This window comes from Lysinibacillus sp. NPDC097162 (assembly GCF_044762185.1).
In the GTDB taxonomy this organism is placed as follows: Bacteria; Bacillota; Bacilli; order Bacillales_A; family Planococcaceae; genus Lysinibacillus.
Window position 1 is genome coordinate 161552 of the sequence record NZ_JBIWDT010000001.1, and the last position, 23765, is coordinate 185316.

25 protein-coding genes are annotated in these 23765 nt (G+C 38.3%); all 25 read left to right on the forward strand.

Annotation, left to right across the window (positions count from 1 at the left end; all coding sequences use genetic code 11):
* Nucleotides 1-35 precede the first annotated feature (35 nt).
* The 25 genes from ACIQXW_RS00745 to fliF all read left to right on the forward strand — a co-directional run bounded on the left by ACIQXW_RS00745 (nucleotide 36) and on the right by fliF (nucleotide 23759).
* Nucleotides 36-371 (forward strand): putative DNA-binding protein, encoded by a 336-nt coding sequence (locus ACIQXW_RS00745; protein WP_340825872.1) that lies wholly within the window; start codon nucleotides 36-38, stop codon nucleotides 369-371.
* A gap of 12 nt (nucleotides 372-383) precedes the next feature.
* A complete protein-coding gene (gene ffh / locus ACIQXW_RS00750) occupies nucleotides 384-1742 on the forward strand; it encodes a signal recognition particle protein (RefSeq protein WP_340825871.1) in 1359 nt (452 codons plus the stop codon).
* Between the two features lie 94 nt (nucleotides 1743-1836).
* Nucleotides 1837-2109, forward strand: a complete 273-nt coding sequence (rpsP, locus tag ACIQXW_RS00755; protein WP_024362057.1) for a 30S ribosomal protein S16 — start codon at nucleotides 1837-1839, stop codon at nucleotides 2107-2109.
* Nucleotides 2110-2124: 15 nt separating this feature from the next.
* Nucleotides 2125-2358 (forward strand): KH domain-containing protein, encoded by a 234-nt coding sequence (locus ACIQXW_RS00760; protein ID WP_004269410.1) that lies wholly within the window; start codon nucleotides 2125-2127, stop codon nucleotides 2356-2358.
* 229 nt (nucleotides 2359-2587) lie between these two features.
* Nucleotides 2588-3103, forward strand: coding sequence for a ribosome maturation factor RimM (gene rimM / locus ACIQXW_RS00765; protein ID WP_402759397.1), 516 nt, complete (start codon nucleotides 2588-2590; stop codon nucleotides 3101-3103).
* Complete coding sequence (gene trmD, locus ACIQXW_RS00770) at nucleotides 3103-3831, forward strand: tRNA (guanosine(37)-N1)-methyltransferase TrmD (protein WP_340826527.1); 729 nt, start codon at nucleotides 3103-3105, stop codon at nucleotides 3829-3831. The genes rimM and trmD overlap by 1 nt, the downstream gene beginning before the upstream one ends.
* A gap of 126 nt (nucleotides 3832-3957) precedes the next feature.
* A complete protein-coding gene (rplS, locus tag ACIQXW_RS00775; RefSeq protein ID WP_139860434.1) occupies nucleotides 3958-4302 on the forward strand; it encodes a 50S ribosomal protein L19 in 345 nt (114 codons plus the stop codon).
* Between the two features lie 112 nt (nucleotides 4303-4414).
* Nucleotides 4415-4981, forward strand: a complete 567-nt coding sequence (gene lepB / locus ACIQXW_RS00780; RefSeq protein WP_173477780.1) for a signal peptidase I — start codon at nucleotides 4415-4417, stop codon at nucleotides 4979-4981.
* Between the two features lie 139 nt (nucleotides 4982-5120).
* On the forward strand, nucleotides 5121-5996 hold the full coding sequence (ylqF, locus tag ACIQXW_RS00785) for a ribosome biogenesis GTPase YlqF (RefSeq protein ID WP_401020395.1): 876 nt from the start codon (nucleotides 5121-5123) through the stop codon (nucleotides 5994-5996).
* Between the two features lie 114 nt (nucleotides 5997-6110).
* The gene (locus tag ACIQXW_RS00790) at nucleotides 6111-6866 is read left to right on the forward strand and encodes a ribonuclease HII (RefSeq protein ID WP_402762398.1); all 756 of its coding nucleotides are present in this window, start codon (nucleotides 6111-6113) and stop codon (nucleotides 6864-6866) included.
* Between the two features lie 15 nt (nucleotides 6867-6881).
* Nucleotides 6882-8777 carry a hypothetical protein gene (locus ACIQXW_RS00795; RefSeq protein WP_402759400.1) on the forward strand — a complete coding sequence of 632 codons (1896 nt, stop codon included), beginning with the start codon at nucleotides 6882-6884 and terminating at the stop codon, nucleotides 8775-8777.
* Nucleotides 8774-9082 (forward strand): EscU/YscU/HrcU family type III secretion system export apparatus switch protein, encoded by a 309-nt coding sequence (locus ACIQXW_RS00800; protein ID WP_340825865.1) that lies wholly within the window; start codon nucleotides 8774-8776, stop codon nucleotides 9080-9082. The genes ACIQXW_RS00795 and ACIQXW_RS00800 overlap by 4 nt, the downstream gene beginning before the upstream one ends.
* Before the next feature lie 155 nt (nucleotides 9083-9237).
* A complete protein-coding gene (gene sucC, locus ACIQXW_RS00805) occupies nucleotides 9238-10398 on the forward strand; it encodes an ADP-forming succinate--CoA ligase subunit beta (protein WP_401009485.1) in 1161 nt (386 codons plus the stop codon).
* Nucleotides 10399-10415: 17 nt separating this feature from the next.
* The gene (sucD, locus tag ACIQXW_RS00810; RefSeq protein ID WP_173477774.1) at nucleotides 10416-11318 is read left to right on the forward strand and encodes a succinate--CoA ligase subunit alpha; all 903 of its coding nucleotides are present in this window, start codon (nucleotides 10416-10418) and stop codon (nucleotides 11316-11318) included.
* Nucleotides 11319-11571: 253 nt separating this feature from the next.
* Nucleotides 11572-12468, forward strand: coding sequence for a DNA-processing protein DprA (dprA, locus tag ACIQXW_RS00815; protein WP_340825863.1), 897 nt, complete (start codon nucleotides 11572-11574; stop codon nucleotides 12466-12468).
* A gap of 91 nt (nucleotides 12469-12559) precedes the next feature.
* Nucleotides 12560-14638, forward strand: coding sequence for a type I DNA topoisomerase (topA, locus tag ACIQXW_RS00820; RefSeq protein ID WP_340825862.1), 2079 nt, complete (start codon nucleotides 12560-12562; stop codon nucleotides 14636-14638).
* Nucleotides 14639-14656: 18 nt separating this feature from the next.
* A complete protein-coding gene (gene trmFO / locus ACIQXW_RS00825; protein WP_402759402.1) occupies nucleotides 14657-15970 on the forward strand; it encodes an FADH(2)-oxidizing methylenetetrahydrofolate--tRNA-(uracil(54)-C(5))-methyltransferase TrmFO in 1314 nt (437 codons plus the stop codon).
* Between the two features lie 285 nt (nucleotides 15971-16255).
* On the forward strand, nucleotides 16256-17155 hold the full coding sequence (xerC, locus tag ACIQXW_RS00830) for a tyrosine recombinase XerC (protein ID WP_340825860.1): 900 nt from the start codon (nucleotides 16256-16258) through the stop codon (nucleotides 17153-17155).
* A 22-nt stretch (nucleotides 17156-17177) separates the two neighbouring features.
* The gene (gene hslV / locus ACIQXW_RS00835; protein WP_024362042.1) at nucleotides 17178-17723 is read left to right on the forward strand and encodes an ATP-dependent protease subunit HslV; all 546 of its coding nucleotides are present in this window, start codon (nucleotides 17178-17180) and stop codon (nucleotides 17721-17723) included.
* A complete protein-coding gene (gene hslU / locus ACIQXW_RS00840; protein ID WP_340825859.1) occupies nucleotides 17723-19123 on the forward strand; it encodes an ATP-dependent protease ATPase subunit HslU in 1401 nt (466 codons plus the stop codon). Before hslV ends, hslU begins: the two co-directional genes overlap by 1 nt.
* An 86-nt stretch (nucleotides 19124-19209) precedes the next feature.
* Complete coding sequence (gene codY / locus ACIQXW_RS00845; protein WP_024362040.1) at nucleotides 19210-19989, forward strand: GTP-sensing pleiotropic transcriptional regulator CodY; 780 nt, start codon at nucleotides 19210-19212, stop codon at nucleotides 19987-19989.
* A gap of 841 nt (nucleotides 19990-20830) precedes the next feature.
* On the forward strand, nucleotides 20831-21223 hold the full coding sequence (flgB, locus tag ACIQXW_RS00850) for a flagellar basal body rod protein FlgB (RefSeq protein WP_401020385.1): 393 nt from the start codon (nucleotides 20831-20833) through the stop codon (nucleotides 21221-21223).
* A 3-nt stretch (nucleotides 21224-21226) separates the two neighbouring features.
* Nucleotides 21227-21688, forward strand: a complete 462-nt coding sequence (flgC, locus tag ACIQXW_RS00855; protein WP_340825857.1) for a flagellar basal body rod protein FlgC — start codon at nucleotides 21227-21229, stop codon at nucleotides 21686-21688.
* A 24-nt stretch (nucleotides 21689-21712) separates the two neighbouring features.
* Entirely contained in the window at nucleotides 21713-22018 is a 306-nt protein-coding gene (gene fliE, locus ACIQXW_RS00860) for a flagellar hook-basal body complex protein FliE (RefSeq protein WP_340825856.1), read from the forward strand.
* Nucleotides 22019-22166: 148 nt separating this feature from the next.
* A complete protein-coding gene (gene fliF, locus ACIQXW_RS00865; protein ID WP_340825855.1) occupies nucleotides 22167-23759 on the forward strand; it encodes a flagellar basal-body MS-ring/collar protein FliF in 1593 nt (530 codons plus the stop codon).
* The last annotated feature ends 6 nt before the right edge of the window (nucleotides 23760-23765 follow it).

A 23765-nucleotide genomic window follows, 5' to 3' on the forward strand; every position in this document is an offset into this window, starting at 1 on the left:
TGATACAAATGACAAACAACGGGGGGAGAAACTCGATGCTACTTGAAAAAACAACACGCATGAACTTTCTCTTCGACTTTTATCAAGCATTATTAACAGATAAGCAAAGAAGTTATATGGAACTCTATTATTTAGACGATAACTCACTTGGAGAAATCGCTGAATCGTATGGGATTTCACGTCAAGCTGTTTATGATAATATTCGTCGAACTGAAGCGATGCTTGAAGAATATGAAGAAAAACTATGTTTACTGGAAAAATTTCAACAACGCACGCAAATGCTTGCGCGACTTACAGCTGGGATTACGGAAAAAAGTATGCCGGTTGAGGAGCAATTGGCGCTTATTGAGCAGTTGAAAGAATGGGATTAGGAGGCGAAAGCAGTGGCTTTTGAAGGATTAGCGGAACGACTCCAAGGAACGATCCAAAAGATTAAAGGTAAAGGGAAAGTATCGGAACAAGACGTAAAAGAAATGATGCGTGAAGTCCGATTTGCTTTAATCGAGGCGGATGTTAACTTAAAAGTAGTCAAAGAATTCGTTAAAAAGGTAAGTGAACGTGCTGTTGGCGTAGACGTTATGCAAAGCTTAACACCAGGTCAACAAGTAATTAAAATCGTTCAAGACGAATTAACGGAGCTGATGGGCGGCGAACAAAGCCCGATTAAATTTAATACGAAGCCACCTACTGTCATTATGATGGTCGGTTTGCAAGGTGCTGGTAAAACAACAACTTCTGGGAAATTAGCAAATGTTTTACGTAAAAAATATAATCGTAAACCATTATTAGTTGCTGCTGACGTTTATCGACCTGCTGCGGTTCAACAATTACAAACATTAGGAAAGCAATTATCTTTACCTGTTTTTGCTTTAGGCACAGACGTATCACCAGTTGAAATCGCGCGCCAGGCAATTGAACTAGCAAAAGAAGAGCATCATGATGTAGTCATTATTGATACTGCAGGTCGCTTGCATATAGATGAGGATTTAATGCAAGAATTAAAGGATATTCGTGCGCTTAAAGAGCCGGATGAAGTATTCCTAGTAGTAGATGCTATGACAGGTCAGGACGCTGTAAACGTTGCGGACAGCTTTAATGAGGCTGTCGGCATTACAGGTGTTGTATTAACTAAGCTCGATGGGGATACACGTGGTGGTGCGGCATTATCAATCCGTTCTGTAACACAGAAACCGATTAAATTCGTCGGTATGGGTGAAAAAATGGACGCTCTTGAACCGTTCCATCCAGAGCGTATGGCATCTCGTATTTTAGGTATGGGTGACGTTTTATCACTAATTGAGAAGGCACAGGCAAACGTCGATGAAGCAAAAGCGAAAGAACTAGAAGAAAAGTTCAAAACGCAAAGCTTTACACTCGATGATTTTGTTGAGCAATTACAACAAGTGAAGAAAATGGGCCCGCTCGATGAAATATTAAAAATGCTACCAGGCGCAGGCAAAATTAAAGGGTTAGATAATGTCAAAGTAGACGATAAGCAAATGGGCCGCGTAGAAGCCATTATTTACTCTATGACAAAGGCTGAAAAGACAAATCCTGAAATTATTAACGGCAACCGTAAAAAACGCATTGCAAAAGGTTCAGGTACGTCTATTCAAGAGGTAAATCGTTTGTTAAAACAATTTGACGAAATGAAAAAAATGATGAAACAAATGACAGGTATGGCTACTGGTAAAGGCAAGAAAAAGATGAAATTACCTGGCTTTGATTCATTGTTTAAATAATATTTTATAGGTGTTAAGAAAAAACACTTTACAAACAACATAAACATTGATAATATACTATCTTGTGTGAAACTTATTCGGAGGTGCTATTAAAATGGCAGTTAAAATTCGCTTAAAACGTATGGGAGCTAAAAAATCTCCTTTCTATCGTATCGTAGTTGCAGACGCTCGTTCACCACGTGACGGTCGTTCAATCGAAACAGTTGGTACTTACAACCCACTAACTCAACCAGCTACTGTAAACATTGATGAAGAGAAAGCTCTTAAATGGTTAGCTGACGGTGCAAAACCATCAGATACAGTACGTAACTTGTTCTCAGAACAAGGTATCATGGAAAAATTCCATAACCAAAAATTCAGTAAATAATCGGGGGAGACGTCTTTGAAGCAGCTGATTGAAGCAATCGTTTTACCGTTAGTCGATTATCCAGAAGAAGTTCGTATTGAGACGGACGAAAATGCAAATCGAATTGTTTATAAACTTTTTGTTCATCCAGAGGATCGAGGGAAAGTCATAGGCAAACAAGGGCGAGTGGCGAAAGCGATTCGTACAATTGTTTATTCAGCGGCAGGTAGTCACCATCAAAAAAAGACTTACGTCGATATATTGGATTGATAAAAAGATTTTCACGCTCGTTTACACGCGAGAAGGTAACAATGTAGCAACTATGCAACATGTCACCATTTTGCACTGAAGAATTCTAATAAGTATGCTTACATACGTTGCTAGAATTCGACGGGACAGTAAATGTGTAGCGTAAAATCTGGATAGAAGAGGGGGGAGCTTGCTGGTTCCTTCCTTTTTTTATATAGTACGGATATATAACGTTATAGAGGTGAAATGGATGGAATGGTTTAATGTAGGTCGTATTGTCAACACGCACGGTATCCGTGGTGAAGTACGTATATTATCGACTACAGATTTTGAAGAAGAACGCTTTGCGGTGGGAAATAAGATTGCAGCGTTTAAAAAAGACGATAAAAAGCCAACGTGGGTAACAATTCAATCGGTACGCCGCCATAAAAACTTTATTTTATTAACATTTGAAGGCATGGATAATATCAACTTTGTCGAACCGTTCAAAGAAGGAATGCTGAAAATCACGAAAGATCAAATGACCGATGATTTATTACAAGAAAATGAATTTTTCTTCCATGACATTATTGGCTGTACAGTTGTATCTGAAGAAGGCGAAACAATTGGTGAAGTGAAAGATATTCTGCAAACAGGTGCCAATGATGTATGGGTAGTGAAAGGTGCAAAAAAAGAACACTACATTCCATATATTGAAGACATCGTAAAAAATATTGATGTGGAAGAAAAGAAAATTGTCATTCATGTGATGGAAGGCTTGCTATGATAAATATTCATGTGTTAAGCCTGTTTCCTGATATGTTCTCTGGCGTGTTTGGAGCATCGATACTAAAAAAAGCGCAGGAAAAAGGTGCTGTAAAGCTAGAAGTTTCCGATATTCGTGCATTTTCAGGCAACAAGCATAATCAAGTAGATGATTATCCTTATGGTGGCGGTGCAGGGATGGTATTGAAGCCGGAACCGATGTTTAGCGCTGTAGAGGCAATTACAGCAGGTAGAAAGCCACGCATCATTTTAATGTGTCCGCAAGGTGAACGATTCACCCAAAAAAAAGCTGAGGAGCTAGCGCAAGAAAGCGAATTAGTGTTTTTATGTGGACACTATGAAGGCTATGATGAACGCATTCGTCAACACCTAGTAACCGACGAAATTTCAATTGGAGATTTTGTGTTAACGGGTGGAGAGTTAGGCGCAATGACGGTTATTGATAGTGTAGTACGGCTTTTACCTGGTGTTTTAGGACAAGAGGATTCCCATATTCAAGATTCCTTTTCAACGGGTCTGCTAGAACACCCGCATTATACGCGACCTGCTGAATTTCGAGGCATGCAAGTACCTGAAGTATTATTATCGGGCAATCATGCGAAAATCGAGCAATGGCGCGAAGAACAATCGTTAAAAAGAACATTCGAGCGTCGCCCAGATCTACTCGAGCATTATCCATTAACAGACAAGCAAAAATTGTATTTAGAAAAACTTAAAAAAGAACTATAAAGATACTTGCTTGCATGCAGTATATGTGATAACATCTATTCTGTACTTCTATGTGAAGTGCTGAATTACGGTGTTCCGCTGTGGCATAGATTGCGTGCAAGAGCATCTGTCTAAGGAGAGAAAACAATGTCAAACATTATTACAGAAATTACTAAAGCTCAGCTTCGTACTGATCTACCTGCTTTCCGTCCTGGTGATACTGTTAAGGTACACGTGAAAGTAGTAGAGGGTACACGTGAACGTGTCCAAGTATACGAAGGTGTAGTTATCAAACGTCGTGGTGGCGGTATTAGCGAAACTTTCACAGTTCGTAAAATTTCTTACGGTGTAGGTGTTGAGCGTACATTCCCTGTACACACACCAAAAATCGCTAACTTAGAAGTTGTACGTCGTGGTAAAGTACGTCGTGCTAAACTTTACTACCTACGTAACCTACGTGGTAAAGCTGCTCGTATTAAAGAAATTCGATAATTATGACTTAAAAGTGAGGGGCTTGTATTGCAAGCTCCTTTTCTTTTTGCTTGTCATCTTAAATAATAATCATCTAAAATGAGGATGAGGATAGACAAGGGGGCAATTCATAATGGAAAAACAAGTGAAAGAAAAGAATGAATTATGGGAATGGACAAAGGCGCTTTTAATTGCATTTGCGATTGCAGCAGTTATTCGTTATTTTTTATTTACACCAATTGCAGTTGATGGTGAGTCCATGATGCCAACCCTTGAAGATGGCGACCGAATGATTGTGAATAAAATCGGTTATAAAATTGGCGAACCAAAGCGCTTTGATATTGTTGTGTTCCATGCACCAGAACAAAAAAACTACATTAAACGTGTAATTGGGTTACCAGGTGAAACGTTAGAATATAAAGACGATCAGCTATACATTAACGGTGAACCGATAGACGAGCCTTATTTAGATGCCTACAAAGCTAAAATTACAGAGGGTACATTAACGGAAGATTTTACGTTAAATGACATTGATGTATCACTGAATGATGTAATTCCAGAGGGCTATGTTTTTGTCATGGGGGATAATCGTCGTTATAGTAAGGATAGCCGTCATATTGGAATCGTCGATCAAAAAGAAATCATAGGTAATACGAGCCTTATTTTCTGGCCGTATAGCGATATTAAAATTGTGAAGTAATGTTTGAAAGGGAGGCGAACCCTCCCTTTCTTAACGTCTAAGAGCATAAGTTTTCTTATTCGATTTTAAGGCATTTGCACTGCACGTTTAGTACGTGTTAATTGGGCGAATGCGCTTTTCTTATTTAGGAGGTATAGAAATGACTATACAATGGTTTCCAGGGCATATGGCGAAGGCCCGCCGTGAAGTAACGGAAAAATTAAAGCTAGTAGATATTATTTTTGAATTAATTGATGCACGTTTGCCGCTATCTTCTAGAAATCCAATGATCGATGAGGTTATTAATCAAAAGCCACGTCTTCTCATTTTAAATAAATCAGATATGGCAGATGAACATGAAACACGCAAATGGGTAGAGTATTTTGCGAAGCATGGTCATAAAGCGGTGGCGATCAATTCACTTGAAGGAAAAGGGTTGCAACTCGTTACGAAGGCAGCTCAGGAAATTTTAAAAGAAAAATTTGATCGAATGAAGTCTCGTGGAATGAAGCCAAGAGCAATCCGTGCAATGATAGTTGGTATTCCGAACGTTGGGAAATCAACACTTATTAATCGATTAGCAAAGAAAAATATTGCGAAAACAGGCAATATGCCAGGTGTGACAAAGGCTCAACAGTGGATCAAGGTCGGTAAGGAACTTGAATTGCTTGATACACCAGGGATTTTATGGCCAAAGTTTGAAGATCAAGAAGTCGGCTATAAGCTGGCATTAACAGGCGCTATTAAAGACACCATTACAAATATGGAAGATCTAGCTGTTTACGGGTTGCGATTTTTATCGACGCATTATCCTACACGCATGGAGGAACGATATGGTTTCCAACTTATGCATGAGGATTTAGTAGAAACATTTGACCATATTGGCAAGCTTCGTCGTGTTTTTGGCGCAGGTGGAGAAATCGATTATGATCAAGTAGCACAGCTTATCGTTCGTGATATACGTGGATTACTTTTAGGAAAGCTAACATTTGACTTTGTTGATGAACAGCTTGAAAAAGAAGCTACACAGCAATAATGTGCAAAAAAACTGCCATGCTCACGCAATAAAACGTGAGCATGGCAGTTTTTCTTTTAGGAATAGTAGTTGTTGCCGATAAATGATATAGAGTGAGAAAAAGGGAGTAAAATGATGAAAACGATTAAAGAGATTACAGCAGCATTAAAAATGGCTGAGGATTGGCAAGAATGGATGACAGCAGTTGCAGTCGATGAACGTGCAGGTGTGCAGAAAGCATGGCTTAGTTGGAAAAAACGCCAAGATAGAAAACAACAACTAATTGACGAACATCAAGCAAAAATTGAATTCGATCATCTCTATGGTGGGAACGACGCATTGATTGCAGGTGTGGATGAAGCTGGACGTGGGCCATTAGCTGGACCAGTTGTAACGGCGGCTGTTATTTTGCCAAAAAACTGTGAAGCTCTTGTTGGATTAAATGATTCGAAGCAATTAACAAAGGAAAAACGTAATGCTTTTGCATCATTGGTGAAAGAGCATGCTATTAGTTATTTTATTCATTTTCAATCAGCAAAAAATATTGATGAATTGAACATCTACGAAGCGACAAAGCAATCGATGAAAACAAGTGTGGAATCATTGTCTATTAAGCCTAATTTCGTATTAGTTGATGCAATGACACTACCAATCGCTATTCCTCAGGAATCTATTATTAAAGGAGATGCTAAAAGCTTAGCGATTGCAGCGGCTTCTATTTTAGCAAAAACTGCTAGGGATGATTATATGGAACAATTGGATAAAGATTTCCCTATGTATGGCTTTGCACAGCATGCTGGCTACGGTACGAAACAACATTTAGAGGCACTTGAAACATTCGGACCAACAATACATCATCGAAAGTCATTTGAACCTATAAAATCCATGTAAGAAAGGAGTATTTAGATGACAGCTACATCGTTTAATCCGATACAAACACAACCAACTGCTCTAATGCAAGCCAATCAACCGCTTGCATTAAAGCAAGGACAAGTATTTCATGGCACGATTAAACAACTATATCCAGATCAAACGGCAGAAATTCAGGTTGGTAATCAAAAACTCATTGCTAAACTTGAAGTACCGCTTAAAGCAGGGGATGCACATTTCTTTCAAGTAACAGGTACAAGTCCGCAAACAGAGTTAAAGGTTGTTACAGGGCCAATGGGACAAGGGGTTTCCTCGAGCCAACAAATAAATCAGCTACTAGATTCGATGAACTTGCCAAAATCGACGGAAATGCAGCAGGTGTTAGCGCATTTTATAAAGGCACAAATACCGATTTCTAAGGAGCAGCTTCTTCAGGCGGAGATGTGGATGAAGGCATTACCCGAAGATGTGACAAAGATGGATGCCTTGCAAGCGCTACAAAAAATGGTCGAACTGAAAATGCCGATGCTTCAAGATGTATTCCAAGCGCTTGTTAGTGGGCAGAAAACATCAGGTATGACGGCTATTATGGATACCTTTACACAGCTATTAGCAAAGGATACCGTACTGCAAGAAAATATGAAGCAAAATTTAATGCAGCAAGTGACAGCGATTGCAAAGCCATTCGAAGCAGAAACGGGGGCATTAGTGCTCGCAAAATCTATTCAACTTTTAACGAATAATGCTGCTTCTGTGAGCGAGCGTTTACAAGCTTTAAATTTATTAAAGGAAGCAGGCATTTTGCCGCAACAGGCAACTTTACAAAATTGGACGTCTTTAAAAGATGCAAAGTCTGTGCAACAAGGTCAACTGCAGCAGGCTGGCCAAGTAATCCAAACTATTTTAGCAACAAAACCAGAAAATAAAGCTCAGCTTATTGACCAGCTAAAGTCTTGGACAGCAAGTCAAAGTTTATTGACGAATGAGCAAAAACTACAACTGAACCAAATGATTGATAGATTTAACCAATTACCAACTAATAAACAAACATTAGAGATTTTTGCAAAGCAAATGCAGGAGCAACTAATCAAAGCTTTTGCTCAAAATACCCCTGAGCGATTATTTACGCAAGATGCTAATGGGCTTTCTGTAAAAGAACATTTATTATCGTTGTTTAAGCAACAACCCACGTTTCCTGCACAAAATGAAGCGCTAATGCGTAATCTTGTGAAGACTAGTATTGAAGCACCACAGCCAGGGATTCAGCGAATGCTGACAGAAGCTGATGCACATGTAAGAAATTCAATGGATAGTAAGGCAATGGAACATGCGCTTAAAACAGTATTAAAAAGTCTAGGTATTAGCTATGAGGCAGCCCTTAGTAGTAAATCAGCTGATTTACAAACGATTGCCCATCAACTAAAGCCTCAGCTCCATACGTTGCTTCAAGAAGTGCAGATTACACCGCAGTTAAAGGAAGCGGCAGAAATGTTAATGACACGTATGAATGGTATGCAACTCGTGTCAGGAGAAAATGGTCATCAACACCAACTTGTAATGCAAGTACCACTCGAATTTTTCGGTAAGAAAATGGACGCGACACTACAGTGGAACGGGCGTATGAAGGATGATGGAAAAATTGATGCTAACTATGCGCGAATATTATTTTATTTACAGATGGAATCAATGAAGGAAACCGTTATTGATATGCAAGTTCAAAATCGTGTCGTAACAGTTACTGTATTTAATGAGCAATCCAATATTATTCCGCCTGCAGATTCACTAAAGGAAGTATTAAAAATAGGTCTAGCAAAAAAAAATTATCAGCTTTCGGGAGTCTTTATTAAACAATTTGAAAAAGCCCAACTAGAAAAAACACCCCCTGTAGTACAACAGCAGGAGGAAAATAGTGGGGTGGATTTCCGTATATGAGTGAAGAAAAAAAGACTCGTAAAGAAGCAATTGCCCTTACTTATAAGCTAGGACAATTTGATAGCCCCTCTGTCGTTGCAAAAGGTAAAGGGAAGGTGGCAGAAAACATATTGGCACGGGCAAATGAGCATAACGTGCCTATTTATGAGGATCCGAACCTTGTCCAATTACTTGGACAATTAGATTTAAATGAGTCAATACCTGAAGAATTATATCAAGCTGTAGCAGAAGTATTTGCATTTATATATCATTTAGACCAAGAACATAGCAAAAATATAGAAAAAATAAAGTATTCTGATTTTTAGAATTCTCTGTTTTAGTACACAAAGTAGAAGAAAACGACATAATTTTAGAGAATTTTTGAACAAAAGACAAAGTGTAGACTTTATCAGAATGTTTCGTTAGAATAGATTATGTTAGTAAAACAATTTTATGCAAATGTTTGATGGGAGGATGTATTATGAATATCCATGAATATCAAGGGAAAGAAATTCTGAGAAAATATGGTGTTGCAGTACCTAACGGAAAAGTTGCTTTTTCCCCTGATGAAGCAGTGAAGGTAGCGAAGGAACTTGGCTCAAATGTTACTGTAGTCAAGGCGCAAATTCATGCAGGTGGACGCGGTAAAGCTGGTGGTGTCAAAATCGCAAAAAACCTTGATGAGGTGCGTACGTACGCAAAAGAGTTATTAGGTAAAATTTTAGTAACTCATCAAACAGGTCCAGAAGGAAAAGAAGTAAAGCGCTTGTATATTGAAGAGGGCTCTGATATTCAAAAAGAATATTATTTAAGTTTAGTATTAGACCGCGCTACATCTCGTGTAACTGTAATGGGATCAGAAGAGGGCGGCATGGATATTGAGGAAGTTGCAGAAACAAATCCTGAAAAAATCTTCAAAGAAGTTGTTGATCCAGTAATCGGACTTACAAGCTTCCAAGCACGTCGTATGGCGTTTAATATGAATATTCCAGCAAACCTAGTAGGGAAAGCTGTTAAATTAATGTTAGGTTTATATCAAGCATTTATCGACAAAGATGCTTCTATCGTAGAAATTAATCCACTTGTTGTTACTGGACAAGGGGACGTAGTAGCACTAGATGCTAAATTCAATTTTGACGCAAATGCATTGTATCGCCATAAAGATATTGTCGAATTACGCGACTTCGATGAAGAAGATCCAAAAGAAATCGAAGCGTCAAAATATGACCTTAGCTATATTTCTCTAGATGGCAACATTGGCTGTATGGTAAATGGTGCAGGTCTAGCGATGGCAACGATGGATACAATTAGTTACTACGGCGGCAGTCCCGCTAACTTCCTTGATGTTGGGGGCGGCGCAACAGCTGAAAAAGTAACAGAAGCATTCAAAATTATTCTTTCAGATCCACATGTAAAAGGTATATTCGTTAATATTTTCGGTGGAATTATGAAATGTAACATTATCGCTGATGGTGTAGTAACTGCAGCCAAAGAAATCGGTTTATCTGTACCGTTAGTAGTACGCTTAGAAGGTACGAACGTCGAGCTTGGTAAAGAAATTTTAAATGCATCTGGTTTAAACATCGTAGCAGCAGATTCAATGGCTGACGGCGCACAAAAAATTGTGGAACTAGTAGGCTAAGGAAGGCAGGGAGAACAATGGCTGTATTTATTAATAAAGATACAAAGGTAATTGTACAAGGGATTACAGGCGAAACAGCGCTATTTCATACAAAGCAAATGCTTGATTATGGTACAAAAATCGTAGCAGGCGTAACACCTGGAAAGGGAGGACTTGAAATTGAAGGCGTACCTGTATTCAATACTGTAGCTGAAGCAGTTGCAGCAACAGGTGCGACGACATCAGTTATTTATGTACCTGCACCTTTTGCAGCAGATGCAATATTAGAAGCTGTTGATGCTGAACTAGAATTAACAATTTGTATTACAGAGCATATTCCTGTCCTTGATATGGTAAAGGTTAAACGCTTTATGGAAGGCAAAAAAACACGTCTAGTTGGACCAAACTGTCCAGGTGTTATTACAGCAGATGAATGTAAGATTGGTATTATGCCTGGTTATATTCATACGAAAGGTCACGTTGGAGTTGTTTCTCGTTCTGGAACATTAACGTATGAAGCAGTTCACCAATTGACACAAGCCGGTATCGGTCAAACAACAGCTGTAGGTATCGGAGGAGACCCTGTAAATGGGACTAACTTTATCGACGCACTTGAAGCATTCAACAATGACCCTGACACATATGCAGTTGTAATGATTGGGGAAATTGGCGGTACTGCTGAAGAAGAAGCAGCAGAATGGATTAAAGCAAATATGACAAAACCAGTCGTTGGCTTTATCGGTGGACAAACTGCACCTCCAGGAAAACGTATGGGACACGCAGGTGCCATTATTTCTGGTGGTAAAGGAACAGCTGCTGAAAAAATTAAGGCTATGAACGAAGCAGGTATTGAAGTAGCTGAAACACCATCTGTTATCGGTGAAACATTAATTAAAGTAATTAAAGAAAAAGGGCTATACGAAAAATGTAAAACCCATTAAAATGGAAGATGTAGCACATTGTGGCTACATCTTTTCTCTTTTTCTCTGTTTAAATGATAGTGTTTGTCTATTCCTTCCCTTTTGGAATGTTCAACACTAGAAACTCGATAATAAAAGTCGAGTAGGTGAAGCGGCAAGATAGGGCGTACTCTCTAGTGTGTATATGAGTGTATCACACATCGTTTTCTACTTTTTTGTGATGAAATGAAAATTGCGGTCATTTAATTTCTTCTATTATAAAGGAGGTTTTTAAATGATTTTCTCAGTAGATACTCAGAGACTACTAGCTATGCATTATGTATATCCATTACCACTCCAAAAACTTCAACAGTTATTGTCCCCGGTGGATGTATTAAGTTGTTTTGAAGAAGCACACCCTAATGAGATTGCAAGCACATTGCAAATAACGAGGCAAAAAGCTATGCAAATTTCTCAAAATTTCCAGCGCGTTATGAACTTGCCAATTCAAGAGGTTTACGCACAAGCAAATATTTTCCCCATACCTTTTAATCACCCATATTTCCCGGCGCAATTATTTGAAATACCTAGCCCACCTACTGTATTGTATGTGAAAGGTCAGCGCGACCTGCTGGAAAGAGATAAACGGATAGCTATAATAGGCTCTAGAAAGGCTACAGCATATACTAGAGTTGCAATAGACTTAATCGTCCCACCGCTCATTGAACACGAATACACGGTCGTGAGTGGGCTTGCGCGAGGTGCAGATACAATGGCTCATGAGGCAACTATTAAGTTTGGGGGCCACACAATTGCAGTGCTTGGACATGGCTTTAATTTTCTATACCCAAAAGAAAACCGAGCGCTCGCTTGTAAAATGGCTGAGAACCATTTACTTATTACAGAGTACCCACCTTATATTAAACCGGCAAAATGGCAATTTCCTATGCGTAACCGATTAATAAGTGGTTTGTCTCAAGCTTTAGTTGTAACGGAAGCGGCACTAAAGAGCGGGACATTAATTACTACAGAATGTGCATTAGAGCAAGGAAAAGATGTATTTGTTGTACCTGGGCCGATTAATGTAGAGCAGTCAAAAGGGACGAATAAATTACTATTAGAAGGAGCTATTCCCGTATGCGATGGTCACCAAATCGTTGAAACACTTTCGCTCTTTTCTAGCAAAAATTGAAAAAAAGTTGCATTATCTTAAAATCTGTTATACATTTTGCAACAGGTAACTTAAAAAATTAGCAATAGACCTCGCTAAGGGGGAGACATAGATGGCGGATTATTTAGTGATTGTAGAATCACCAGCAAAAGCAAAAACAATTGAACGTTATTTAGGAAAAAAATACAAAGTAAAAGCATCGGTTGGGCATGTGCGTGACTTACCACGTAGCCAGATGGGCGTTGATACTGAAAATAATTACGAACCTAAATATATTACAATTCGCGGTAAAGGACCTGTTTTACAGGAACTTAAGTCTGCGGCTAAAAAAGTGAAGAAAGTCTATCTAGCGGCCGATCCAGACCGCGAGGGAGAAGCGATTGCTTGGCACCTTGCGACTGCATTAAATATTGATATTCACTCAGACTGTCGAGTTGTTTTCAATGAAATTACAAAGGATGCAATTTTAGATTCCTTTAAAAATCCTCGTGCTATAAATATGGACTTAGTGGATGCACAGCAAACACGTCGTATGCTAGATCGACTTGTAGGCTATAATATAAGCCCAATTCTTTGGAAAAAGGTTAAAAAAGGTTTGTCAGCAGGTCGTGTGCAATCTGTAGCACTACGTATGATCATTGATCGTGAAAACGAAATTAAAAACTTCCAGCCGGAAGAGTATTGGACGATTGAAGGTTCCTTTGAAAAAGGTAAAAAGACATTTGATGCACTGTACTATGGTAACGGCAAAGATAAAATAAAATTAACGAATGAAGAGCAAGTAAAGTCCATTTTAAAAAATGTAAAAGGTACTGCATTTGAAGTCGTAAATGTGACGAAAAAAGAACGTAAACGAAATGCTGCACCTGCTTTTACTACATCTTCTTTACAACAAGAAGCAGCGCGGAAGCTAAATTTCCGTGCGAAGAAAACGATGATGCTTGCACAGCAATTGTATGAAGGTATAGATATTGGTAAAAAAGAAGGTACAGTCGGTTTAATCACGTATATGCGTACAGATTCAACACGTATATCTGAAACTGCAAAGACTGAAGCGGTTTCTTATATTGAAACAAAGTACGGAAAAGAATATATCTCGACAGAAACGAAGCAGGTTAAAAAGGCGTCGAATGCACAAGATGCCCACGAAGCAATTCGTCCGACAAGTACGATGAGAACACCAGATGAGTTAAAAACAGTACTTAGTCGCGATCAACTACGCTTATACCGTTTAATTTGGGAGCGCTTTATTGCAAGCCAAATGGCCCCTGCTGTATTAGATACAGTTGCTGTAGACCTTCAACATGGTGATGTTTTATTCCGAGCAAATGGCTCACAAGTCAAATTTGCTGGATTTATGAAACTATATATAGAAGGTACGGATGATCAAACAGAAGAAACGACGAAACTTCTACCTGAAATGGAAATTGGCGATCAGGTGAAATCACTTGAAATCGAGCCGAAGCAACATTTTACACAACCACCACCACGTTACTCAGAGGCTCGTCTTGTGAAAACAATGGAAGAGCTAGGAATAGGGCGACCATCGACATATGCACCGACCCTTGATACAATTCAACGCCGTGGCTATGTTGTGCTAGATACAAAGAGATTTATGCCGACAGAGCTTGGTGAAATCGTTCACCAACAAATGCTGGAATTTTTCCCTGATATAATAAATATCGAATTTACAGCAAAAATGGAACAAGATCTCGATGAAGTTGAAGAAGGTATTCGTAAGTGGGTTGAAGTTATCGATGATTTTTATAAAGACTTCGAGGTTCATGTAAAGCATGCAGATGCTGAAATGGAGAAAGTAGTCATTAAAGATGAACCAGCTGGTGAGGATTGCGAGAAGTGTGGTTCACCAATGGTATTTAAGCTTGGTCGCTATGGGAAATTTATGGCTTGCTCGAACTTCCCAGATTGCCGTAACACAAAAGCTATTATGAAGCCAATTGGGGTTAAATGTCCTTCTTGCGAAACTGGCGAAATTGTGGAACGCAAAAGTAAAACAAAGCGCTTATTTTATGGATGTAATCAATATCCAGAGTGCGAATTTGTTTCATGGGACAAGCCAATTAGTAGACCGTGTCCGAAATGTAGTGCATTATTAGTAGAGAAAAAATTAAAAAAAGGTGTGCAAATTCAGTGTACGAAATGTGACTATGAAGAGACACCAACTCAATGATAGGAAGATGGTAAGAAAATGACTGAACAATTTGTAAATGTAATTGGAGCAGGCCTTGCAGGTAGTGAGGCGGCTTGGCAAATTGCTAAGCGTGGTGTAAAAGTTAAACTTTATGAAATGCGTCCAGTAAAGCAAACACCTGCCCACCATACTGATAAATTTGCAGAGCTTGTTTGCTCAAACTCGCTACGTGCAAATACGCTAACAAATGCTGTTGGTGTTATTAAAGAAGAAATGCGTTTATTAGATTCTGTTATTCTAAAAGCTGCCGATGCATGCTCCGTACCAGCAGGTGGAGCACTTGCAGTAGATCGCCATGAGTTTGCAGGCTATGTAACAGAAGCGGTGAAAAATCATCCGTTAGTGGAAGTAATTCATGAAGAAGTAACTGAAATTCCAGAAGGTATTACGGTTATTGCAACTGGTCCACTAACTTCAAAAGCATTAGCTGAAAAAATTCAAGGTTTAACGGGTCTAGACTATCTGTATTTCTATGATGCAGCAGCACCAATTATTGAAAAAGATAGCATTGATATGGATAAAGTTTATTTAAAATCTCGTTATGACAAAGGTGAAGCGGCTTATCTAAACTGTCCTATGACAAAGGAAGAATTTGATCGTTTCCGCCAAGCGTTAATCGAGGCAGAAGTTGTTCCATTAAAAGAATTTGAAAAAGAAATTTATTTCGAAGGCTGTATGCCGATTGAAGTAATGGCAGCGCGCGGTGAAAAAACGATGTTGTTTGGACCGATGAAGCCAGTAGGACTTGAAGATCCGAAAACAGGTAAACGACCTTATGCTGTTGTACAACTGCGCCAAGATGACGCTGCTGGTACACTTTATAATATTGTCGGCTTCCAAACACATTTAAAGTGGGGTCCACAAAAAGAAGTGCTGCAACTAATACCTGGCCTAGAAAATGTTGAAATCGTACGATATGGTGTAATGCATCGAAATACTTTCATTAATTCACCGAAAGTGCTAGAGAAAACATATCAGTTACGTGAACAAAAAAATGTTTTCTTTGCTGGTCAAATGACAGGTGTAGAAGGCTATGTTGAATCTGCAGGTAGTGGGTTAATTGCTGGAATTAATGCGGCACGTTTGGCATTAGGACAAGAGCCAATTATTTTCCCATTCGAAACTGCATTAGGTAGTATGGCGCGTTATATAACAGAAGCACAATCAAAAAATTTCCAACCGATGAACGTTAACTTTGGTATATTCCCTGAATTACCACCTGGACGTCGTTCAAAACCCGAGCGTGCGGAAATGCATGCGAATCGCGCAATGAGCACAATTCGAAATTTTGTGAATTCACAAACAATTTAATTGCCAAAAGCCTCTAAAAGTTGATATACTCTTAGAGGCTTTTTCTTTTGTGTAGACAAAATGCTTAATTACACGTATTTTATTATTTTGTATAATGATTTTCTCATAATATAACCATTTTCACTTGCTATATTACGAAGATAGGTATAGTGTCAATATGTATGTTTTTTAAGGATTACTTTAACGACAAATTTATTTAAATGGCAACGTTTGTTTTACCATTTGAATTTGTTGGTAATAGTAATGAGAGAAGGTTACGAATAATTCATTGGTGGTGAATCTTTCATGTTAGTTTCGTCCCAAGAAGCACTTGAACAGTTTATGCTTTACATCCAGGTAGAAAAAAACTTCTCTGTTCATACTGTGCGAGAATATGAATCAGACCTACTAGATTTTTTAGCGTTTTTACAGGCAGAAGGCGTTAATGATTTAGCCAGTGTTGAGTATATACATGCACGACTATATGTAACGAAGTTGTATGATGAAAAGAAAGCAAGAACTTCTGTATCAAGAAAAATTTCATCAATCCGCTCCTTTTTTCGCTTTCTAAATAAACAGCACGGCATGGATGATAGTGCTTTTCGATCTCTATATCATCCGAAAAAAGAATCACGTTTACCAAGTTTTTTCTATGAAGAAGAATTGATGAAGCTTTTTGATGCGAATGTAGGAGATGATTTGAAATCGTTGCGTAATATGGCTATTTTAGAGTTATTATATGCAACGGGCATTCGGGTGAGTGAGCTTACATCCATTATGGTAGCGGATATCGATTTCCGTTATTCTATTGTTCGAGTAATGGGTAAAGGAAGAAAAGAACGCATTATACCATTTGGTCAATTTGCGAGTGTGGCTATACAGCACTACATAGAGCAGGCTCGTCCACGTTTGATGAAACAAACAAATCATCAGCAACTATTTGTCAATATGCGCGGAGGGGAACTTACGCCACGTGGGGTACGTCATATTTTAAATGAAATGATTGATAAGACCTCACTCCATACGAAAATATACCCACATATGCTTCGCCATACTTTTGCTACACACTTACTGAATCATGGCGCAGATTTACGGACTGTACAGGAGTTACTGGGCCACGCGCATTTAACTTCAACACAGGTTTATACGCATGTAACAAATGAGCATCTTCGTCAAACATATATGAATGCCCATCCAAGGGCATAATAGAGGCTAAGGAGGAAGGCAAATGGGACAAATCCATGCGACTACGATATTTGCGGTACATCATAATGGCGGGTGCGCTATGGCTGGCGATGGTCAAGTGACACTTGGGAATGCGGTTGTTATGAAAGGCACTGCAAGGAAGGTCAGACGTCTGTTTAATGGGCAGGTGCTAGCTGGCTTTGCAGGCTCTGTAGCCGATGCTTTTACACTTTTTGAAATGTTCGAAGCGAAATTAAACGAATATAATGGGAATTTACAGCGAGCTGCTGTAGAAGTAGCAAAACAATGGCGTGGTGATAAAATGCTACGTCAATTAGAGGCGATGTTACTTGTGATGGATAAAAGTACACTACTCCTTGTGTCTGGTACGGGAGAAGTTATAGAACCTGATGACGGTATATTAGCGATTGGTTCTGGTGGGAATTATGCATTATCAGCAGGTCGTGCTCTAAAAAAATATGCAGGTGAGACAATGACTGCCCGTGAGATTGCTGAGGCAGCATTAGAAACTGCCGCTGAAATTTGTGTATTTACAAACCATAATATTATCGTGGAGGCACTTAACTAATGACACCACAAAACTTAACCCCAAGACAAATTACTGAGCATTTGGATCGTTATATCGTAGGGCAAAATGAGGCGAAAAGAGCGGTAGCTATTGCGCTACGAAATCGCTATCGTCGTTCTCTACTAGCGGATGATATGAAGGCTGAAGTTATTCCTAAAAATATTTTAATGATTGGACCAACGGGAGTTGGGAAAACTGAAATTGCAAGGAGAATTGCAAAACTAACGAATGCGCCGTTCGTAAAGGTTGAAGCAACGAAATTTACAGAAGTGGGCTATGTTGGACGTGATGTTGAGTCAATGGTCCGCGATGTTGTGGAGGCTTCTCATCGTCTCGTGAAGGAAGAAATGATGGAGTCTGTGAAGGAGCAAGCGGAAGAGTTAGCAAATGAAGCCATTGTAAAATTACTTGTCCCTTCTTTACGTAAAAAACAAGCTATGCAAAATCCGTTTGAAATGTTATTTGGTGGCAAAGAACAACAAACGCATGATGATACATCTTCTGATGAAACGGAAGTACGCTCAAAACGTGCGCAAATCGCTATTGATTTACGCAATGGCAAATTAGAAAATGAATGGGTTACTGTTGAAGTTACTGAACAAAATCCTTCGATTTTTGACGCATTACAAGGTACAGGGATGGATATGTCTGCTAATAGCGGTATGCAAGATATGTTATCGAGCTTAATGCCTAAAAAACAGAAAAAGCGCCGTGTGCAAGTAAAAGATGCACGTCGTATTTTAATAATTGAGGAAGCAAATAAGCTTATTGACGCAGATGAGGTGTCGCAAGAGGCTATTACTAGAGCAGAACAATCTGGGATTATTTTCATTGATGAAATTGATAAAATCGCAAGCAAAGATACGAACTCTTCGGCTAGTGTTTCACGTGAGGGTGTCCAGCGCGATATTTTACCAATTGTTGAAGGTTCAACTGTCACTACGAAATATGGTGCGGTTAAAACAGACTATATGCTTTTTGTTGCTGCAGGAGCTTTCCACATGTCTAAACCGTCAGATTTGATTCCAGAATTACAAGGACGATTCCCGATTCGTGTAGAACTTGAAAAATTAACGAAGCAAGATTTTGTTCGTATTTTAAAAGAACCAGATCAATCGCTTATTTTGCAATATAAAGCGTTATTAGAAACAGAAGGTGTAGCAATCAATTTTGCAGAAGATGCAATTGAACGAATTGCAGAAATCGCAACAGAGGTCAATCAAGAAACAGATAATATCGGGGCACGTCGATTACACACAATTTTAGAGCGTTTGCTAGAAGAATTATCGTTTGAAGCGTCTGAAATTGCTCCAGCTCAAATTGAAATTACAGCTGCTTATGTTGACCAAAAATTGGCTGGTATTGTAAAAAACAAAGATTTGTCACAGTTTATATTGTAGGCGAGGCTTGTTAGTACCATTCAATTGCGAAAAACTTTAGAATATTAACTAAATACGGTATGGATAATTTATAGGAGGAACATATAATGAATTTATTAGAAAAAACAAGAAAAATTAACTCAATGCTCCAGGCATCTGCGGGTAAACCAGTAAACTTTAAAGAGATGGCTGACACTTTAGGGGACATTATTGATAGCAACGTATATATTGTAAGCCGTAAAGGGAAGCTTTTAGGTATTTCAATTCACCAACAAATTGAAAACGAGCGTATGAAAAAAATGTTCGAAGAGCGTCAATTCCCAGAAGAATATACACATAGCTTGTTTACAATTTCTGAAACGTCTTCAAATTTAGATATTAACAATGAACATACTGCTTTCCCAGTTGAAAATAAAGATTTATTCCAAAGTGCTCTAACAACTATCGTACCAATCGTTGGTGGTGGTGAACGTTTAGGTACATTAATTTTAGCTCGTTTATCAGCTCAATTTGAAGATGATGATTTAATTTTAGCTGAATATGGTGCTACAGTAGTTGGTATGGAAATTTTACGTGAGAAATCTGAAGAAATTGAAGAAGAAGCACGTAGCAAAGCTGTTGTACAAATGGCAATTAACTCACTTTCATATAGTGAATTAGAAGCGATTGAACATATCTTTGAAGAGCTAGATGGTAACGAAGGTTTATTAGTTGCTTCGAAAATTGCAGACCGCGTAGGAATTACACGTTCAGTGATTGTAAATGCATTACGTAAACTTGAATCTGCAGGTGTAATTGAATCACGTTCACTAGGGATGAAAGGAACTTACATTAAAGTATTAAACGATAAATTCCTAAACGCACTAGCTGAAATTAAAATGAAATAATGAACAAAAGCTCCCCAGTTGAGGGAGCTTTTTCTGTTTGCGTAAGCTATACAAATAGTTAATAAAGCAAGCCCTACCACTCTGCTTTGTGTGAGCGAGCGTCGGTTGTTCATAAATGGTACATGTGTCATTTTTGTGAATATCCGGTGTATTGTTTCTGCAAAATACTAGGTGGTAGGGCTTGCTTTGTAACAAAAATGATACATAATTAATCTTTAAAAAGTACTTCCTATTACTTGTAGTCGTTTAACTTTAAAAAAGGGCGGCTAACGATGCGAGACAAGCATTTATTAGACTCGTTTAATACGCATTACTCTAACATGATGAGCAAACGCTAACGGTAAAAGGCATTTGTTGTGAGAAGATTGAAACTAAACCTGCCTAAAAGCGTCCACTTGGAGTGAAAATCACTGCCATATATGGACATATCCTGACCTTTAGCCCTTTTTGTCGAAAAGTATAGACGTTCTCAACGGAATTAGAAGGAGTATTTTATATTGTCACGTCTAAAATAGTAAAAAGGAACTTTTTTTTACCGAAAAATCCCTTTTTGTCATTTAAATCCAACCCTCTGTAGTAATAAAAAGGGATATATTTGATACTAATACAGTAAACACTGTCGAAATAGTGTAAAATAACTAGAAAAAAGTCGACACGCTTTGAGGCCTAGTGCCAGTAGGGATGGGGCATATTTGTCCTGGTTAACAAACTTAAAAAATAGGGCGTATATACTATTAAAAAATGACAAAAGACAATAGACACTACGTATCATCTTAATTACAATTGTATTATTGGATAAATTAAGAAGTACATAGATTGAAATTAAATGAGGTGAATGGTTTTGAACTTATTTGGAGGAACTATTAGTAGCCTGGAAAACGGACTTTCCTATGCAACTTTGAATCATAAAACAATCGCAAATAATATTGCGAATGTCGATACACCAAATTATAAGGCGAAAAATGTAAGTTTTAAAGATATGTTGGAGAATGAGAAGCAAATTTCTATATCGGCATATCGAACAGATAGTAGACATTATGATTTCGAAATTAAACAATCGACACCAGGTGTCAATAATGTTACTAACTTACGATATCGAAATAACGGTAATGCTGTAGATATGGATGCGGAACAAACGAAATTAGCGGAAAATCAAATCTACTACAATGCTTTGATTGACCGTGTAAATGGAAAGTTAAATACGCTTAATACTGTTATTAAAGGAGGTAAGTAATAAATGTCTATTTTTCATGGAATGAATACTACTGCCTCTGCCTTAACGGCACAGCGTTTACGAATGGATGTTATTTCTTCGAATATGGCAAACGTAGACACTACTCGCGCTAAACAAGTAAACGGGGAGTGGGAGCCATACCGACGGAAATCTGTTACTTTTTCTGCGCAAGAAGGACGATTTTCGAATTTTTTAAATGTGGCAATTGGTAAAAATGCAAAAAGCGGTGTTGGGAATGGTGTGAAAGTTTCGCAAATTAAAGAAGATACTGAAACACCTTTCAAATTAGTGTATGATCCGACACATCCAGATGCAGATGCAGATGGCTATGTCAGCATGCCGAATGTTGACCCATTAAAAGAAATGGTAGATTTAATGTCTGCTACTCGTTCATATGAGGCGAACATAACTGTTTTAAATGCAAATAAGTCTATGCTAACAAAAGCGTTAGAAATCGGTAAATAATAAAAAAGAAAGGATGGATACATAATGGCAATTTCGTCCGTTTCACTAATGACACCTACCCAGGTTGTAAATCAAACAAACAAATTAAATACAACACCTTACGAAGCCCAGCAAAGCTTTGCGAATTCGTTAAAAGAGGCAATAGCGAAAGTGAATGATCAGCAAATTACTTCTGATAATCTTACACAAAAGCTAATTACTGGTGGAGATGTGGAGTTGCACGAAGTAATGATTGCATCTCAAAAGGCGAGCATTACATTAAACGCAACAATTGAAGTTCGCAATAAGGTGATTGAAGCTTACCAAGAAATAATGCGAATGAGTGTCTAATTAGAATGAATTGGTGAAGTAAGCCACCAATTCATTTCGTTAGGCTTCCCGTGGAAACAAAGTTTTTAGAGTATTAGTTTTCATGGGATTCCACTATTATCGCGAATTATTGATTGCTAGGTTATTCACTATAACCGGAGGATTCATAATGAATGAACGATTGACGAAAATAAAAAACGACACCAGCCAATTTTGGACAAGTCGGAGTAAAACACAAAAAATAGTAATGATTAGTTCTTTAGTAGGTGTAATATTACTTGCAGCTATCATTACATTTTTTGCAACAAAAACTACATATGTTCCGCTTTATAAAGATTTATCGACAAGAGAAATCGGCCAAGTAAAAGAAGCTTTGGATTCTCAAGGCGTAAAATATGAGATTGCTCCAGGTGGAACGTCCATATTAGTACCCGAAGAACAAGTCGATTCATTATTGGTGCAACTAGCATCCGATGGTTATCCTCAAACTGGAACGATCGATTACTCATTTGCTAATAGCTCTGGTTTCGGTATGACAGACAACGAATTTAATTTATTGAAAAAAGCTGCGACTGAAACAGAAATTGCTAAACTAATAAAAAATCTAGAAGGCGTGAAAGATGCAAAAGTTATGATTACTCTTCCTGAAGAAGGAGTCTTCATAAAAGATGTAAAAGAAGATGCAACTGCATCCATTGTATTGAACACAGATCCTGGCTATAAATTTACAGAGCAACAAATTGCCACTATGTACAACTTAGTAGCAAAAAGTATCCCAAACTTAAATACGGATAATATTGTTATCTCTAACCAATATTCAGAGTACTTTGATTTGAATGCTACATCGACAGATGGCACTTCTACAACTACAGCTGAAGGCCAATTGCAAATGAAGAAATTGGTAGAACGTGACTTGCAACGTCAAGTGCAAAATATGCTAGGTACTTTAATGGGACAAGATAAGGTCATCGTTTCTGTTACGACAGATATTGACTTTAAAAAGGAAAATCGTGAAGAAAATTTAGTGACACCAGTTGATGAAGAGAATATGGAAGGGATTGCGATTAGCGCCCAACGTATTACAGAGCAGTATTCTGGTACTGGCAACCCAGCAACAGGTACACCTGAAGCTGAAACAACAACAGATAATTTCACTACTTACAATGAAGGTACATCGGGAGATGGAGATTACGAACGTACGGAAGAAACAATCAATAATGACGTCAACCGTATTCGTAAAGATATTCAAGAGGCACCTTATAAAATTCAAGATATCGGTATCCAAGTAATTGTTGAGCCACCAACAGCTGCTGACGCAGCATCTCTACCAGATGGTGTTCGACAAGACATTGAGAAAATTTTAAGTACTATTGTTCGTACAACAATCTCAAAAGATGTAGCTGCTGAACTTACACAAGATCAAATAGATGAAAAAGTGGCTGTTTCAGTCCAACCTTTAAATGGTAAAGTGGCAGATACTGCTCCTGAGACACCTGTTATTCCATGGTGGGTTTGGGTAGTTGGAGGCATTTTACTGGCTGTTATTCTATTACTGGCATTCTTCATCATCCGTTCACGTAAACGTGCGAAAGAAGAAGAAGAGCTTAGTATCCTAGAAGAACAAGAAGAATTGATAATTGATGATATTAATGAAGAAATTGAAACGGAAGCTACAATGCGTCGTAAGCAACTTGAAAAAATGGCGAAAGATAAGCCTGATGATTTTGCAAAGTTACTGCGTAGTTGGATTGCGGAAGACTAACTAGGA